The 15,367-nt window shown below is 40.9% G+C and carries 16 protein-coding genes; 15 read left to right on the top strand and 1 reads right to left on the bottom strand.

Features of this window, described 5'->3' with window-relative positions:
- The 9 genes from H5232_RS19585 to H5232_RS19545 all read left to right on the top strand — a co-directional run.
- Positions 1-914, top strand: a 914-nt coding sequence (locus tag H5232_RS19585) for an NADH:ubiquinone reductase (Na(+)-transporting) subunit B (protein WP_182831362.1), incomplete at its 5' end; no start/stop codon positions are given.
- Complete coding sequence (locus H5232_RS19580; RefSeq protein WP_145241323.1) at positions 907-1,671, top strand: Na(+)-translocating NADH-quinone reductase subunit C; 765 nt, start codon at positions 907-909, stop codon at positions 1,669-1,671. The genes H5232_RS19585 and H5232_RS19580, both read left to right, overlap by 8 nt.
- Positions 1,671-2,303: an NADH:ubiquinone reductase (Na(+)-transporting) subunit D gene (locus tag H5232_RS19575; protein WP_145241325.1), complete on the top strand. Its 633-nt coding sequence runs from the start codon at positions 1,671-1,673 to the stop codon at positions 2,301-2,303. The genes H5232_RS19580 and H5232_RS19575 overlap by 1 nt, the downstream gene beginning before the upstream one ends.
- Positions 2,304-2,313: 10 nt before the next feature.
- Positions 2,314-2,922, top strand: coding sequence for an NADH:ubiquinone reductase (Na(+)-transporting) subunit E (gene nqrE, locus H5232_RS19570; protein ID WP_145241327.1), 609 nt, complete (start codon positions 2,314-2,316; stop codon positions 2,920-2,922).
- Positions 2,923-2,941: 19 nt separating this feature from the next.
- A complete protein-coding gene (gene nqrF / locus H5232_RS19565; protein WP_145241329.1) occupies positions 2,942-4,171 on the top strand; it encodes an NADH:ubiquinone reductase (Na(+)-transporting) subunit F in 1,230 nt (409 codons plus the stop codon).
- A 97-nt stretch (positions 4,172-4,268) separates the two neighbouring features.
- Positions 4,269-5,300 (top strand): FAD:protein FMN transferase, encoded by a 1,032-nt coding sequence (locus H5232_RS19560; protein WP_149982043.1) that lies wholly within the window; start codon positions 4,269-4,271, stop codon positions 5,298-5,300.
- Between the two features lie 84 nt (positions 5,301-5,384).
- Positions 5,385-5,597, top strand: coding sequence for a (Na+)-NQR maturation NqrM (gene nqrM, locus H5232_RS19555; RefSeq protein ID WP_149982042.1), 213 nt, complete (start codon positions 5,385-5,387; stop codon positions 5,595-5,597).
- A 223-nt stretch (positions 5,598-5,820) separates the two neighbouring features.
- Positions 5,821-6,069 carry a TonB-dependent receptor gene (locus H5232_RS19550; RefSeq protein ID WP_182740362.1) on the top strand — a complete coding sequence of 83 codons (249 nt, stop codon included), beginning with the start codon at positions 5,821-5,823 and terminating at the stop codon, positions 6,067-6,069.
- Positions 6,069-7,199: a PepSY domain-containing protein gene (locus H5232_RS19545; protein ID WP_182831361.1), complete on the top strand. Its 1,131-nt coding sequence runs from the start codon at positions 6,069-6,071 to the stop codon at positions 7,197-7,199. Before H5232_RS19550 ends, H5232_RS19545 begins: the two co-directional genes overlap by 1 nt.
- Before the next feature lie 33 nt (positions 7,200-7,232).
- Here H5232_RS19545 and H5232_RS19540 read toward each other — a convergent pair whose 3' ends face one another.
- Positions 7,233-8,582: a M14 metallopeptidase family protein gene (locus H5232_RS19540; protein ID WP_182831360.1), complete on the bottom strand. Its 1,350-nt coding sequence runs from the start codon at positions 8,580-8,582 to the stop codon at positions 7,233-7,235.
- A gap of 1,125 nt (positions 8,583-9,707) precedes the next feature.
- Between H5232_RS19540 and H5232_RS19535 the strand changes: the two genes are divergently transcribed.
- From H5232_RS19535 to cyoE, 6 genes are all read left to right on the top strand, one after another.
- On the top strand, positions 9,708-10,121 hold the full coding sequence (locus H5232_RS19535) for a hypothetical protein (RefSeq protein WP_145241341.1): 414 nt from the start codon (positions 9,708-9,710) through the stop codon (positions 10,119-10,121).
- Positions 10,122-10,368: 247 nt separating this feature from the next.
- Positions 10,369-11,292 (top strand): ubiquinol oxidase subunit II, encoded by a 924-nt coding sequence (gene cyoA / locus H5232_RS19530; protein WP_145241343.1) that lies wholly within the window; start codon positions 10,369-10,371, stop codon positions 11,290-11,292.
- A gap of 2 nt (positions 11,293-11,294) precedes the next feature.
- A complete protein-coding gene (gene cyoB, locus H5232_RS19525) occupies positions 11,295-13,298 on the top strand; it encodes a cytochrome o ubiquinol oxidase subunit I (protein WP_149982038.1) in 2,004 nt (667 codons plus the stop codon).
- The gene (gene cyoC / locus H5232_RS19520) at positions 13,295-13,915 is read left to right on the top strand and encodes a cytochrome o ubiquinol oxidase subunit III (protein WP_145241348.1); all 621 of its coding nucleotides are present in this window, start codon (positions 13,295-13,297) and stop codon (positions 13,913-13,915) included. Before cyoB ends, cyoC begins: the two co-directional genes overlap by 4 nt.
- Entirely contained in the window at positions 13,915-14,274 is a 360-nt protein-coding gene (gene cyoD / locus H5232_RS19515; RefSeq protein ID WP_149982037.1) for a cytochrome o ubiquinol oxidase subunit IV, read from the top strand. The genes cyoC and cyoD overlap by 1 nt, the downstream gene beginning before the upstream one ends.
- A gap of 46 nt (positions 14,275-14,320) precedes the next feature.
- The gene (gene cyoE, locus H5232_RS19510; protein ID WP_182719108.1) at positions 14,321-15,217 is read left to right on the top strand and encodes a heme o synthase; all 897 of its coding nucleotides are present in this window, start codon (positions 14,321-14,323) and stop codon (positions 15,215-15,217) included.
- Positions 15,218-15,367: the final 150 nt, after the last annotated feature.

Raw genomic sequence — 15,367 nt, 5'->3', positions numbered from 1 at the left:
TGTTCCAGATATTTGGTGGTGAATTAACTGCTGAATCCGGCTGGGGCGCTAAAATGTTTTATGGCGCATGTTTCTTCCTACCTATTTACGCAGTTACTTTTGCTGTAGGTGGTTTCTGGGAAGTTATATTTGCTTCAGTGCGTAAGCATGAAATTAACGAAGGTTTCTTCGTAACGTCTGTGTTATTCGCGCTTATCCTACCTGCAACCATTCCTTTATGGCAAGTTGCACTAGGTATTACATTCGGTGTAGTAATCGCTAAAGAAATCTTTGGTGGTACTGGTCGTAACTTCTTAAACCCTGCATTAGCGGGTCGTGCGTTTTTATTCTTCGCATATCCTGCACAAATTTCAGGTGACACAGTATGGACCGCAGTAGATTCATTCTCTGGTGCAACTATGCTAGGTCAAGCGTTTGTTGGTTCACTTGATTACAGCAACATGGCTCTTTGGTGGGATGCGTTTTATGGTTTCATTCAAGGTTCAGTAGGTGAGACATCTACACTTGCATTGCTAGTTGGTGGCTTATTCCTCATTTACGTACGTATTGCTTCATGGCGCATCGTGCTTGGTGTATTCTTGGGTATGGTGGCAACTGCATTCTTATTAAATGCTGTTGGTTCTGATACTAACCCAGTATTTGCAATGCCTTGGCATTGGCACTTTGTACTTGGTGGTTTTGCTTTTGGTATGTTCTTTATGGCGACAGACCCTGTGTCTGCAGCATTTACTGACAAAGCAAAGTTCGCATATGGCGCACTAATTGGTGTGATGGTAGTAATGATCCGTGTAATTAACCCTGCATTCCCTGAGGGTATGATGCTAGCAATCTTATTTGCTAACTTATTCGCACCATTGTTCGATCACTTCGTAGTGCAAGCTAATATCAAGCGGAGGTTGGCACGTAATGTCTAGTAATAACGAATCAATCGGCAAAACGCTAAGCGTTGTTGTAGCACTATGTTTAGTGTGTGCAATCATCGTATCGTTTGCTTCAGTTCAGCTTCGCCCTTTACAGCAAGCTAACAAAACGCAAGATATTCAAAAAAATATCTTGGCAGCTGCGGGCATTGATGTGTCTGGTTCTGTATCAGAAACTTTTAAAGCTAAGATCGAAACTCGCCTAGTTAATATGGAAACAGGTGAGTCTCAAACTGGCGAAGCAGTTCAGGCTAAAATCGACGCTTTCGATTTTGAAAAAAGCAAGTTTGATCAAAAAATTAGCTTTGCATTAAAAGCAGAGGGCATTAAGGATATCGCTGGTATTCAGCGTATGACTCATGAGTCTCCTGCATATATCTCGAAAAAAGCAGACGGTTCTACAGATGCTATCATTTTACCAATCCAAGGTTATGGCCTTTGGGGTATTATGTATGGTTTCTTAGCGCTTGAAAGCGATGGCGAGACAATTAAAGATATTAACTTTTATAAGCACGGTGAAACACCAGGTCTAGGTGGGGAAATTCAAAATCCACAATGGACTGCTAAATGGGGTGGCAAAGAGCTACCTATTGATGTAGTAAAAAGCGGCGCTAAAAATGATCATCAAATTGATGGTTTATCTGGTGCAACTTTAACTTCAAATGGTGTTGATCACACAGTTGACTTTTGGACTGGCGAAAACGGCTTTGGTCCTTTCCTTGCGAGAGTACGTGAAGGAGCGTTGAAATAATGGCTGATACTAAAGAAATGAAGTCGGTCCTATTTGGTCCGGTACTGGCAAACAACCCAATCGCATTACAAGTACTTGGTATTTGCTCTGCGCTTGCGGTAACGTCGAGCTTAAAAAATGCTTTAATCATGTCAATCGCATTGACCTTGGTAACAGCGTTCTCAAGCTTCTTTATCTCAATTATTCGTAACCAGATCCCGTCATCTGTACGTATTATCGTGCAAATGACCATTATTGCATCATTGGTAATCGTTGTTGACCAAGTATTACAAGCCTTCTCTTATGCTACGGCGAAAGAGTTGTCTGTATTCGTTGGTCTAATCATTACTAACTGTATCGTGATGGGTCGTGCAGAAGCATACGCAATGAAGTCGCCGCCAGTAATGTCGTTCCTTGATGGTATCGGTAATGGCTTAGGTTACTCAGTAGTGTTACTGACTGTTGGCTTTATTCGTGAACTATTTGGTAAAGGGTCATTATTTGGTGTTGAAATCATCCCTCTTGTACAAGATGGTGGTTGGTATCAACCTATGGGTCTATTGATTTTACCGCCTAGTGCATTCTTCATCATTGGTTTATTCATTTGGGTACTTCGTACTTATAAGAAAGACCAAGTAGAAGCGAAAGGGTAAGGGGCAGACTGTGGAACATTATATTAGTTTATTCGTAAAAGCAGTTTTCATTGAAAACTTAGCTTTGGCCTTCTTCCTAGGTATGTGTACTTTCCTTGCAGTATCAAAGAAAGTTACAACGTCTATCGGTCTAGGTGTGGCAGTTATCGTGGTATTGGGTATCTCAGTACCAGTTAACAACTTGGTTTATCATGCGGTTCTTGCACCTGGTGCACTTGAGTGGCTTGGTTATCCTGACGCGGATCTTAGCTTTTTACGTTTCTTGACGTTTATCGGTGTTATTGCGGCACTTGTACAAATTCTTGAAATGGCATTAGATAAGTTCTTCCCAGCACTTTATAACGCGTTAGGTATCTTCCTACCATTGATCACAGTTAACTGTGCAATCTTTGGTGCGGTATCTTTCATGGTTGAACGTAACTATAACTTCACTGAATCAGTGGTTTATGGTATCGGTTCTGGTGTGGGTTGGGCGCTAGCAATTACTTTGCTTGCTGGTATCCGTGAGAAAATGAAATATTCAGACGTGCCAGACGGCTTACGTGGTTTAGGTATTACCTTTATCACTGTTGGCTTGATGGGTCTTGGCTTTATGTCATTCTCTGGCATTTCACTTTAATAGGTAGCGAGGATAAATCATGAGTTATGAGATTTTCTTAGGCGTTGGTGTTTTCATCGCTATCGTTGTACTGCTAGTTTTAGTCATCATTGGTGCTAAATCTCAGTTAGTTGCAAGCGGTGACATCATCATTGGCGTAAATGGCGATCCAGACAAAGCCATTACAACATCTGCAGGTACCAAGCTTTTAGGCGCGTTATCTGAGTCAGGTATTTTCGTATCATCTGCATGTGGTGGCGGTGGCTCTTGTGGTCAGTGTCGTGTACACATTCATTCTGGTGGCGGCGATATCTTACCAACTGAACTTGATCACATCTCTAAAGGTGAAGCCCGTGAAGGCTGTCGTTTAGCGTGTCAGGTAAATGTTAAAAATGACATGGAAATTGAACTTGAAGAGTCAATTTTCGGTGTTAAAAAATGGGATTGTGAAGTTATCTCTAACGATAACAAAGCAACCTTCATTAAAGAACTTAAACTACAGATCCCTGATGGCGAGTCAGTACCGTTTCGTGCCGGTGGTTATATTCAGATTGAAGCCCCTGCGCATCACGTTAAATATGCTGATTTCGATGTACCAGAAGAGTATCGTGGCGATTGGAACCATTTTGGTTTCTTCAAGCTGGAGTCAAAAGTAGACGAAGAAACAATTCGTGCTTACTCAATGGCTAACTACCCAGAAGAAGAAGGCATCATCATGCTTAACGTGCGTATAGCTGCGCCGCCGCCAAGAGATTTAAGCTTACCTTGTGGTAAAATGTCATCGTACATTTGGTCACTTAAAGAAGGTGATAAAGTAACTATCTCTGGTCCATTTGGTGAGTTCTTTGCAAAAGATACTGATGCTGAAATGGTATTTGTAGGTGGTGGTGCTGGTATGGCACCTATGCGTTCACACATCTTTGACCAACTTAAGCGTTTGAACTCTAAGCGTAAGATGAGTTTCTGGTATGGTGCACGTTCTAAGCGTGAAATGTTCTATGTTGAAGATTTTGACGGCCTAGCGGCTGAAAATGATAACTTCGTATGGCATACCGCGCTTTCAGATCCACAACCAGAAGATAACTGGGAAGGCTATACTGGCTTTATCCATAACGTGTTATTTGAGAACTATCTTAAAGATCACGAAGCGCCAGAAGATTGTGAGTTCTACATGTGTGGTCCTCCAATGATGAACGCCGCTGTTATCACTATGTTGAAAGACTTAGGTGTTGAAGACGAAAATATCTTACTAGATGATTTCGGTGGCTAACACCCGTATCAAAACAGTTTAGTTTTGGTTAGAATATCAGCCTCGTAGCAATATATGTTACGGGGCTTTTTTATTTCCATTACTTAAGTAGGCTGCTATGAATAGAGTTTTTCACCGACAAGGCATGATTGCCATCTTTTTTCTTACCCTCACTTTACTCATTAGTGGCTGTGGCCAAAATGATGAGCCCCAAGAGTTATACCTTGAAGGTAAAACTATGGGTACTACTTACCATATTAAGGTCTTCGCCAAGCAACAAAAGCTGGATTCATTAAATTTATTACCAGAAGTAACTCTGTTGCTAAAAGATATAAATCAATCAATGTCGACTTATATTGATGATTCTGAAATCAACACTTTTAATCGTCTTCCCGCAGGTCAAGTTATGCCTATTAGCCGTGATTTTAGAGCAGTTGTAAGCGAGTCCATCCGCTTAGGAGAGTCTACTAAGACTCTTGATGTGACCATGGGACCACTGATTGATTTATGGGGTTTTGGTCCTGATAAAAAACCAACAAAACGTCCAACAGATGAAGAGCTCGCAGCCATGGTTGCACAAATTGGGGTTGATAAACTAATACTGACTGAGCAAGGCCTAGCGAAAACAGTAGCGGGTTTAGAATTATCATTTTCTTCTACTGCAAAGGGGTATGGGATAGATAAAGTAGCTGAATTATTAGAAAGCCATGACTTAACTGATTATATGGTTGAGATTGGTGGTGAGTTACGTGTATCAGGTAAAAAACCGAATGATCAAGATTGGCGTATCGCTATTGAGCAACCGGATGCTGAGCCTGGTGTGCGTAAAGTGCACCGTGTATTAGCGCCGGGTAATAACGGCATTGCGACATCGGGTGATTATCGCATTTACTATGAGATGGATGGTATTACCTATAGCCATTTAATTGATCCAGCAACCGGTATGCCAAGTCGTCATGATCTAGTATCGGTTACTGTATTGCATCCATCAGCGATGACAGCTGACGGCCTTGCAACAGCACTGACTGTGATGGGGATGGATAAAGCCAAAGCCTATGCTGAAAAAAATGATTTACCGGTTTATCTGATCGGCAAATCAAAAGATGGCTTAGTGACTTATTCGAGCCCTGCATTTAAACCCTATTTGTAGCGCGGTTTAAATCAGTTTATAATAGCAACAGCTTGGTGATTATCATCAAGCATTATTTTATTGCTGATCAATAGGGGCTAAGCAATGTCACTTTTTCTTCTTACGTTTGGTTTACTGCTTTTAATTGTCGCAGCGATGGCTGTGGGCATGATAGTGCAAAAGAAATCTATGGCCAGCAGCTGTGGTGGTTTAGGCTCTGTAGGCATTGATAAAGCCTGTGATTGTGATGACCCATGCGACAAACGCAAAAAGCGTATGGCAAAAGAGCAAGTTTGGAAAGAAAACCAAATATTATAAGCTCTTGATAGCTATCAAATATACATTAAAAAGCGCCTCTTTAATAACAGGCGCTTTTTTAATGCCCACTTACGGCTAAAATGTGTCAAGTAATCGACCACTGCGACAATATGTCACACCCAGTGAATCTCGTATGGACTGTATAATATGATGTATTCCTAATCGTTTATTCACTGCAGGCATTGATTATCAATTAACAACTTAATTAACAACGCAATTAAACTTGGCTGCGAAACTGCGTGCGCTTTCTGATTACGAATTAGCACTAAGTAATAGCCAAGGACGATATGGTGACTTTACTCAACTTGGGCTTAAAGCAAGTTATGACGTTAATTCGGCACTGATGTTAAGCGCGCAAGTTGATAACTTAACTGATGAGTATTATGAATATGTATGGTGGGATGGCTCGCAAACTCTGCATAGCCCAGCACAAGGTCGTGCTGTATCTGCTGCAATTAAGTTTAAGTATTAATGAGTAAGCAGTTACTCGCGTGGCGTAAGTTGGCAAGGCGACTTCATCTATGGTTGGGGTTAAGCCTTGGCATGTTTTTTGTGATCCTTTGCTTGTCAGGAGCTGCACTTGTTTATTATCCGCAAATAGATACCTGGTTGCATCCGGAATTAGCGAATGCAGCGCAGCAACCGTGTGATTACAACACTGCATTAAAAACATTACGCATGCAGTATCCAGATAAGCTGGGACCGTGGCGGTTTGAAGTGACCCCTGAACTACAATTCATTCCGGCGCGCTATTATAACCCTCAAGAGACTCAAGGGCAGGATTTTGCACCTATGATGGTGTGGTTGTCAGCTGATGGCAGCACCTTGCTCAGACAGTCATTCTGGGGCGATTACCTAGTAACTTGGCTGTATAACTTGCACTTTACTTTACTACTTGGCAGTACAGGGACAATTATTGTCGGTTACCTTGGAATTGGCAGCGCGCTCTTATTACTCACAGGTTTAGTTGCGTGGTGGCCTAAGTCAGGTTTTTGGTTGAGGCAATTGCGTTTTAAGCGCCGCGCTGCTTTATTAGGACACATGTACGATTGGCATAAAACAATCGGTTTAGTGATGTTGTTACCCTTGTTTATTCTTACTAGTACCGGTGCGATGCTAGCCTTTCCCAAAGAGACCAATGGCTTGCTTGGCTGGGCACTGGGTGAAGTCGAAAGTGCCGCAAGACCAGCACCACAGTTAACTTTTTCAAACCCGCAAATTAGTGTTACTCAGGCTGTGAAAATAGCACAAACACAACTGCCTAAAGCGCGACTTGCATGGATAGAAACTCCCAGCGTAAACCAAGGCTATTATCGACTGCGCATGCAGGTAAGTGATGATAAATCGACACGTTTTCCAAACAGTTATATTGATATTAATCCGCGCTCAGGTGAGGTAGTGAAGGTCTTCGATCTTAGGCAGCAAGGAACAAGTAACCAAATCAAAAACTGGCTACATCCACTGCATAATGGCAGTGTAGGTGGGCTAAGCCTTAAAGTGCTATGGATCATCGCCTCGTTGGCAAGTTTAGGGTTGGCTTGGCTAGGTTGGTATCGTTATTATCTACGTAAAAATATAGCCAAAAAAGATCGCAAAAAATAAAAAGCCCTGAGAACAGGGCTAACGTACTTAAATTTAAAGTTTTATAAGTTGACTACCTAATACGGCGTATTCGATGTGTTTATCGTTGCGTAGTAAAAAGTGTGCTTTAGCTCCACGCTTTGGTATTGCACTGTGCTTATTACATGATGATATGGGCCAATCACTGTTGTTGGTTAGTTTTGCTAAATCCCCATTAAAACAGCTATAACCTTGTTTAAGCAGTGCTTTATATTGTTTGTTGGTGAGAGTTTTCATTTCACTGACGATGAAGCCTTTGCCGCTATCATACGATAATTTGCTGGCGTCAAGCTGAGTAAAACCTTGACGAATACTGCTAATATCCCCCAGCTCTTTAATATGGCCCTGTTGGTTTTTGTTATTTATTGATATATCAATATGGTAGCCGCCTTTTTCAGTATTTATTTTTACATCATCGATCAGTAAATCAACCCATGCATCTTTAGCATTAAATGGAATTGCTTGGTAAGTGGCGATTTCTTGTTGTTGCCAGTTACCAGATACCAATTCGTCAATCATTTGAACGTACAACATACGATTCATTTTGCGTGCTACTTGACGGTTGGGATCTGCGGGGTAGGCACCTGATTCTATTAAAATTGTACTGATCCCCATTTCTGAAAATGTATCACCAAAACTACGATAAGAGTAACTGTCGTTATATTTAGCTAAATGCCCCGGTATTGTTTGTTCTACGAGTTTACTTAGTTGTGCAATGAGCTTCATAGCATTACTACGGCTGTTGTTGATTTCACGTTGCGTATTATACGCTGGGGCTAATACTGAGATAGTTGCAGGCAGACCTTGTTCTCCTGCGCCATAATAAGCGTTTTGATCGTGCAGGTTGAAGCCAAATTCGGGCTTAAATACCTTAGCTGCAGCCATTAACAACTGACCCTCAGGTGTTCGTAGTGTTTTAGCATCGCGGTTTAAATCTATTCCTTGCGCATTAAAACGGGTTTGCAGCTGTGCGCCATCGGGATTGACCATAGGAATGATCATCAGTGATAGTTTGTTTTGCCAATTTTCTCGCCATGCATCATTTTTTGTTTCGATTGCATAGCTTAAAAAATCCGTTAATGCGGCACTTGCCGTATTTTCATCACCATGCATTTGGCTCCACATCATAACTTTGATTGGCCCCGAGCCAATATAAAATGCATCAATTGATTTACCTAAGAATGATTGACCTAAATTTTTTCGCTCTATGCTGGGGTGAGCAGCTAACGTATCTAGTAAAGGAGCAAGATCAGCGTGTGTAATCGCTGCTTTGTTTAATCCTTTAATTTGGTGCATTGCGATTGGTGCGGCAGTTAAGCTAAATGAGTAACTAAGTAAGCTAACTAGTATGGTTTTGCGAATCATATTAATATCCTGTTATTCTTATTTTGCAATTTTTTAAGAATATAATATTAATATGGATCGGTCCAAAATTATCTTCACTTTAAGTGAAATCATTTCTCATAACTGTGATGCTTTACGGGCTTTATTTTCAATTGATTGTTTATTATAAAATAATATCTTTTGATAAAGTTTTTTGTGAACATTTAAGTTGATTTTAGGGCTAAAATTTAGACTAAAGTCTATGGGTTAATTTTTTTCATCTATCAGATTTATTTTTATCAGTTGTAAGCTTTGAGCTATTACACTAAATTTAGTTTCAAGGAAGCGAAATGAACAAGCCGCTTACAAAGAATCTTTATAATTGTGTGTGAAGATGTTGTCAAAGGCGGTTCAAGTTTAGTACAAACTGGGCTTGAACTGTTTTTATTTTACTGCCACATGATTAGACGAACTGAAAGTTTGTCACTGAATTACAGTGTTTATGAACAACGCTAAAACTGAATCTTTATAATTGTGTGTGAAGATGTTGTCAAAGGCGGTTCAAGTTTAGTACAAACTGGGCTTGAACTGTTTTTATTTTACTGCCACATGATTAGACTAACTGAAAGTTTGTCACTGAATTACAGTGTTTATGAACAACGCTAAAACTGAATCTTTATAATTGTGTGTGAAGATGTTGTCAAAAAGACAGTTCAAGTTTAGTTAACCTGAGCTTGAACTGCTTTTATTTACTGCCACGCGATTAAATGAACTTATTGTTCATCAGTGAATCTACAATACGTATTGAAAAATATTAGAACCGAATCTTTATAATTGTGTGTGAAGATGTTGTCAAAAAGACGACTCAAGTTAGGGGATAACTTAGCTTGAGTTGCTTTTTATTTTCTAAAAGCCGCCAATTATCATTTAAGTTATTTTTAAAGCGCCAGTATGGCGCTTTTTTTATAGCTGTAATTCAACATATTAATAAAAAGTTAGCCCGCTATGTTGTTTTATACTTGTAGCTTGTGTTGACTTTGTTATAATCCTCCCGAAATTTCAGTAATTACTGAAACTTTATTGATGAAGATCATAACAACGAAGTGGAAAATAGCGTAAAGCCAGTCGCTTTACTTCGTAATATATAACCAATAAGGCCATATACGTTTGAATTCGCAAAATTGTCCGCCAGCAAAAACGCACTCTACGCTTAGTAGATGGCAGTTGCGTGCGCGTGCACTTTTTGCCGGACGAGAGCTATTTTCTGTATTAGTTATTTTATTAATTAATTCAGCCATGCTGGTAAATGGTAGTATTGAAGATGCGACAGAGCTAAAAAGCTTATTAACTGAAGGGGCTGTATATGAGTCATCTTTAATTAATGTATTGGGCTTTTTGGCATATCCAGTTGTGTCGTGCCAGTTACTCATTGGTTTATGTTGGTTGATTTTTCACTTTTTCCCAGCGCGTCGTGCTGGGGTTATTTTACGCAAAGCAGCCTTTGCTTTTCGTCAAACAAAAACATCTTTAGTAGTACACAGCGCTCATGGTTGTCGTGCTCCACCTCTTGTTAATGGTTGAACGCTACTCGTTATAGATAGTTTGGCTTTTTAACTAATCTGCTGATTCTGTCCGCTGTAATAACGCTTAGCCGCAGTGTACCTGCGATTCAACCAACACCCTCAAATTCCTTTATTGCTTTTTTGATGCTTAGTATTTTTTATGGCGCTAAAAAGTTACCTGAGGAATATTCAAACCGTTGTTTTTACGCTTTTATTTAGAGTTGTAGGGGCAGCACATATCAAATTTTAGGTTGTAGGATAGTCCTTTGTTAATTCGAAACCTCTGTAATATTGCTCTGGGCACAACTGTGCTCGCACTGACTGGCTGTAAAGGCGGGGTGCTTGATCCAAAAGGGCAAGTTGGGATAGATGAAAAAAATCTGATCATCATTGCCACTGTGCTGATGTTAATTGTGGTTATTCCTGTGATTGTGATGACCTTGTACTTTGCGTGGAAATATCGTGATGGCCAAGAGCAGCAAATTTATGCGCCAAAATGGGCACACTCAGGAAAAATTGAAGCCGCAGTCTGGGCCATTCCTATTGTGATAGTGATTGTACTGGGTGTCATTACTTGGCAATCAACGCAACAGCTTGACCCTTATAAACCGCTTGAAGGTAAAGGCAAACACTTAACAGTTGAAGTGGTATCACTGAATTGGAAATGGCTGTTTATTTATCCTGAGCAAGGTATTGCTACGGTTAATGAATTGGTATTTCCAGCCAATGTACCAGTGGAATATAAAATCACCTCAGAAAGTACCATGAACTCATTTTTCATCCCACAACTAGGTAGTCAAATCTACTCGATGGCGGGCATGGAAACTAAGTTGCATTTAATTGCTAATGAACCGGGTACGTTTAAAGGCTTTTCTGCTAACTACAGCGGTGCAGGTTTTACTGGTATGAAATTTAATGCCATAGCTACGCCAACGCAAGCTGACTTTGATACGTGGGTAAACAAGGTGAAAAGCCAAGCTAATACGCTCACTAAAGCGAATTATGATGCACTGGCATTACCGAGTGAAAACAACCCAGTGACTTATTTTGCTGATGTTGATGATGGCTTGTTCCACACCATCATTATGAAATATATGCAAGCACATGGTGATATGAACAAGATGCACAGTGCAATGCCTGAGCACAGCGGTCATGAAAATCACACAATGCACAGCGAGGGCGAGGAATAATTATGTCGTTATTTGGAAAATTATCGTTAGATGCCATTCCGTTCCATGAACCTATTTTGATGGTGACAATGGCGGTAGTAGTGATTGCAGGGGCATTGATTGCAGCTTTAGTCACAAAATATAAAAAATGGGGGGTGTTATGGCACGACTGGATCACCTCAATCGATCATAAACGCTTAGGCGTGATGTACATTATCCTTGCCTTGATCATGCTGTTTCGTGGTTTCTCTGATGCCATTATGATGCGGGCACAATTGGCGCTTGCTACAGGTGGTGCTACAGGCTATTTACCGCCAGAGCATTATGACCAAATATTCACCGCGCATGGGGTGATCATGATCATCTTTATGGCGATGCCATTTATGATTGGTCTGATGAACATTGTATTGCCACTGCAAATTGGTGCGCGCGATGTAGCATTTCCGTTTTTAAATAATTTAAGTTTTTGGCTTACTGCCGGTGGTGCAATATTAATTAATATTTCATTGTTCTGTGGTGAATTTGCAAAAACCGGTTGGGTGGCTTATCCGCCGCTATCGGAGATGTCTTTTAGCCCTGGAGTCGGGGTCGATTATTATATTTGGGCACTGCAAATATCAGGTATTGGTACACTATTAACGGCAGTAAACTTTTTAGTAACAGTATTTAAAATGCGTGCCCCTGGTATGCGTTTAATGCAAATGCCAATTTTTACCTGGACATGTACATGGGCAAACATCTTAATTGCTGCGTCATTCCCAATCTTAACTGCGGTGTTGACTATGTTAACGCTAGACCGTTATTTAGATTTCCACTTCTTTACTAATGAAGCTGGCGGTAACGCCATGATGTACATCAACCTGTTCTGGGCTTGGGGTCATCCTGAAGTGTATATTTTGATTTTACCTGCGTTTGGTATTTTCTCAGAAATTATTTCCACTTTTACTGGAAAACGTTTATTTGGTTATAAATCTATGGTTTATGCCAGCGGTGCAATTTCTATCTTAGGTTTTATTGTTTGGTTACACCATTTCTTCACTATGGGGTCCAGTGCTAATGTTAATGCCTTCTTTGGCGTAATGACCATGGTCATTGCGGTGCCCACCGGAGTGAAACTGTTTAACTGGTTATTTACTATTTATCGTGGTCGTTTACGCATCACAGTTCCTGTACTTTGGACACTTGGCTTTATGGTGACCTTTACCATCGGCGGGATGACAGGGGTACTACTAGCAATCCCAGGTGCTGATTATGTATTACACAACAGCCTATTCTTGATTGCACATTTTCATAACACCATCATCGGTGGTGCGGTATTTGGATACTTGGCTGGTTTCGCATTTTGGTTCCCTAAAGCAATGGGCTTTAAACTTCATGAAGGTTGGGGTAAGGCGTCTTTCTGGTGTTGGTTAATTGGTTTCTTTGTTGCATTTATGCCGCTATACGTACTTGGTTTCTTAGGTATGACACGTCGCTTAAACCACACCAATAACCCAGATTGGAATATCTGGTTGTACATTGCCTTTGTGGGTGCGGTGATCATTATGTTTGGTATTTTGTTCCAAGTTGTACAGCTTATTGTGAGCTTTAAAAATCGCGAAGCATTAAAAGATACAACCGGCGATCCGTGGAATGGACACACACTTGAGTGGTCAACATCGTCACCACCACAATACTATAACTTCGCTACTATACCGCATGTACACGATATCGATACTTGGACTGATATGAAAGAAAAAGGCCAAGCGTATCAACAACAAGCAAGCTATGCGCCTATTCATATGCCAAAAAATACTTCGGCAGGGGTGATGATGAGTGCGTGTTTTACCACATTCTGTTTTGCCATGATTTGGCATATTTGGTGGTTGGCAATTGTCGGTGTTATTGCTGGCATCACGGTATTCTTTAAGCGCTGTTACACCAGTGATGTTGATTACTACGTGCAACCAGAAGAAATTCTTGAAATTGAAAGTGCACATAATAAAAGTGCAACAACATTTAACCAAGGTAAGGAGTTCAGCGCATGAGTGCTACCTCTGCAGATATAAATATCATCAATCATGATGCCCATGCTCACGAGCATCATGATACTGGTGGCGATACGGTATTTGGTTTTTGGCTTTACTTAATGACCGACTGCTTATTGTTTGCCTCATTTTTTGCAACCTACGCTGTGCTTTATATGAATACAGCGGGTGGCGTATCTGGCAAAGATATTTTTGAACTGGACTTTGTAGCGGTTGAAACTGCTGCATTGCTACTAAGTAGTATCACTTTTGGTTTTGCGATGATCTCAGCTCATGCGCAAAAGAAGGCCGCTACATTAACGTGGCTGGCAATTACTTTTGCTTTTGGTGCTGTGTTTATTGGTATGGAAATTTATGAATTTCATCATTTAATTGCCCATGGTAATGGCCCGCAGCGCAGCGCATTTTTAACCTCGTTCTTCTCTTTAGTAGGCTTACACGGTATGCACGTAACCGCTGGTCTGATTTGGATGGCGACGATGATGTTCGAAGTGTCACGTCGTGGTTTAAACCCAGCAACCGTTACACGTTTAAGTTGCTTAAGTTTGTTTTGGCACTTTTTAGATGTGGTATGGATCTGCGTATTTACCGTTGTTTACTTAATGGGAGTGATGTAATGAGCCACAGTGAATCACATGTATTAAATGAGCTACATACACAAAGCCATAGTGATGCTTCACATGGCAGTGTTAAAGACTATTTAATAGGTTTTGTTTTATCAATCATTCTAACGGCCATTCCATTTTGGGCGGTGATGAGCGGTACATTGTCAAAACCAACCACATTTGCCTGTGTTGTCGTAATGGCCATTGTGCAAATTTGGGTGCATTTAAAATACTTCTTGCACCTGAACTTTACCACCGAAGACGGTAAAGCCAGTTCGTTATCGTTTATCTTCAGTGCGCTGATCATCGTCATGGTGGTTGGCCTGTCTGTATGGATCATCTACGAATCGAACGCCATGATGATGTACTAGCCCCAGCTAGTACGTTTTCGTAAAGCAAAGAATAGGGGAACTGCAGATGTTTCGTCGTTATTTAAAGGTCACTAAGCCCGGTATTATCATGGGTAATTTGATCTCGGTTGCGGGTGGGTTTTTACTCGCCTCGCGTGGTGATATTGATGGCTGGCTAATGCTTGCTACATTAGTTGGCTTATCGCTGGTGGTAGCCTCAGGTTGCGTGATCAATAATGTGATCGACCGTGATATTGATATTCGCATGGCGCGCACGCGAACACGGGTAACCGTTACCGGTGAAATGTCTGCAACTACGGCTTTGCTGCATGGCACAGTACTTGGCTTACTAGGCTTTGCTTTACTAATGGTTTTTACTAACTGGATTGCGGTATTTTTTGCTGTGTTTGGTTATGTCATATACGTGGGTGTTTACAGCTTATATATGAAGCGTCGCTCAGTGTATGGCACGTTTATCGGTAGTTTATCAGGAGCAGTACCACCAGTTGTAGGGTACTGCGCTGTTTCAGCACAGTTTGATGTTGGCGCGTTGATCTTATTAGTAATGTTTAGTTTGTGGCAAATGCCGCACTCTTATGCGATTGCTATTTTTCGTTATAAAGACTATCAAGCTGCGCGTATTCCGGTATTACCGGTAGCGCAAGGTATTGATAAAGCTAAACATCATATTGTGTTGTATATCGCGGTATATGCGTTAGTGGTGATGTTATTAACCATTGGCGGTTATACCGGTATGGCTTTTTTAGCTGTTGCTTGCACTACTAGTTTTTGGTGGTTATTAATGGCGCTGCGAGGTTATCGTCGTAATATTGATATTAGTGGTTGGGCACGCCAAGTATTTGCGTTTTCAATTGTGAATATCACTGCACTGAGTATCGCCATGGCAGTTGATTACCAAAGTCTTACACCACAATTACTTGCTATATACCCAAACTGCCTCTAGATGCAGAATTCAGCGTTTCACAGGTGCTTAATATCAAGGCGTTACTTTGCAAGAATGGCAGTCCCTTTTAAGAAGTAACAACGATGAGAGTAAGTGCCTGTGAAACGCCCAACGGGTTGGTTTAAAAGCGATTTATACTGCGTTATTGAT

The organism is Pseudoalteromonas sp. SG41-5, from assembly GCF_014164495.1.
GTDB lineage: Bacteria > Pseudomonadota > Gammaproteobacteria > Enterobacterales > Alteromonadaceae > Pseudoalteromonas > Pseudoalteromonas rhizosphaerae.
The sequence above is the reverse complement of the archived record's forward strand: the minus strand, read 5'-3'. Positions and strand labels throughout refer to the sequence as shown.

Excerpts from the sequence above, each read along its gene's own strand:
- H5232_RS19560 (WP_149982043.1), top strand. The coding sequence starts at position 4,269 with ATGAATAGAGTTTTTCACCGACAAGGCATGATTGCCATCTTTTTTCTT.
- cyoE (WP_182719108.1), top strand. The coding sequence starts at position 14,321 with ATGTTTCGTCGTTATTTAAAGGTCACTAAGCCCGGTATTATCATGGGT.
- H5232_RS19545 (WP_182831361.1), top strand. The coding sequence starts at position 6,069 with ATGAGTAAGCAGTTACTCGCGTGGCGTAAGTTGGCAAGGCGACTTCAT.
- H5232_RS19580 (WP_145241323.1), top strand. The coding sequence starts at position 907 with ATGTCTAGTAATAACGAATCAATCGGCAAAACGCTAAGCGTTGTTGTA.
- cyoC (WP_145241348.1), top strand. The coding sequence starts at position 13,295 with ATGAGTGCTACCTCTGCAGATATAAATATCATCAATCATGATGCCCAT.
- nqrF (WP_145241329.1), top strand. The coding sequence starts at position 2,942 with ATGAGTTATGAGATTTTCTTAGGCGTTGGTGTTTTCATCGCTATCGTT.
- cyoD (WP_149982037.1), top strand. The coding sequence starts at position 13,915 with ATGAGCCACAGTGAATCACATGTATTAAATGAGCTACATACACAAAGC.
- cyoB (WP_149982038.1), top strand. The coding sequence starts at position 11,295 with ATGTCGTTATTTGGAAAATTATCGTTAGATGCCATTCCGTTCCATGAA.
- H5232_RS19575 (WP_145241325.1), top strand. The coding sequence starts at position 1,671 with ATGGCTGATACTAAAGAAATGAAGTCGGTCCTATTTGGTCCGGTACTG.
- H5232_RS19540 (WP_182831360.1), bottom strand. The coding sequence starts at position 8,582 with ATGATTCGCAAAACCATACTAGTTAGCTTACTTAGTTACTCATTTAGC.
- nqrM (WP_149982042.1), top strand. The coding sequence starts at position 5,385 with ATGTCACTTTTTCTTCTTACGTTTGGTTTACTGCTTTTAATTGTCGCA.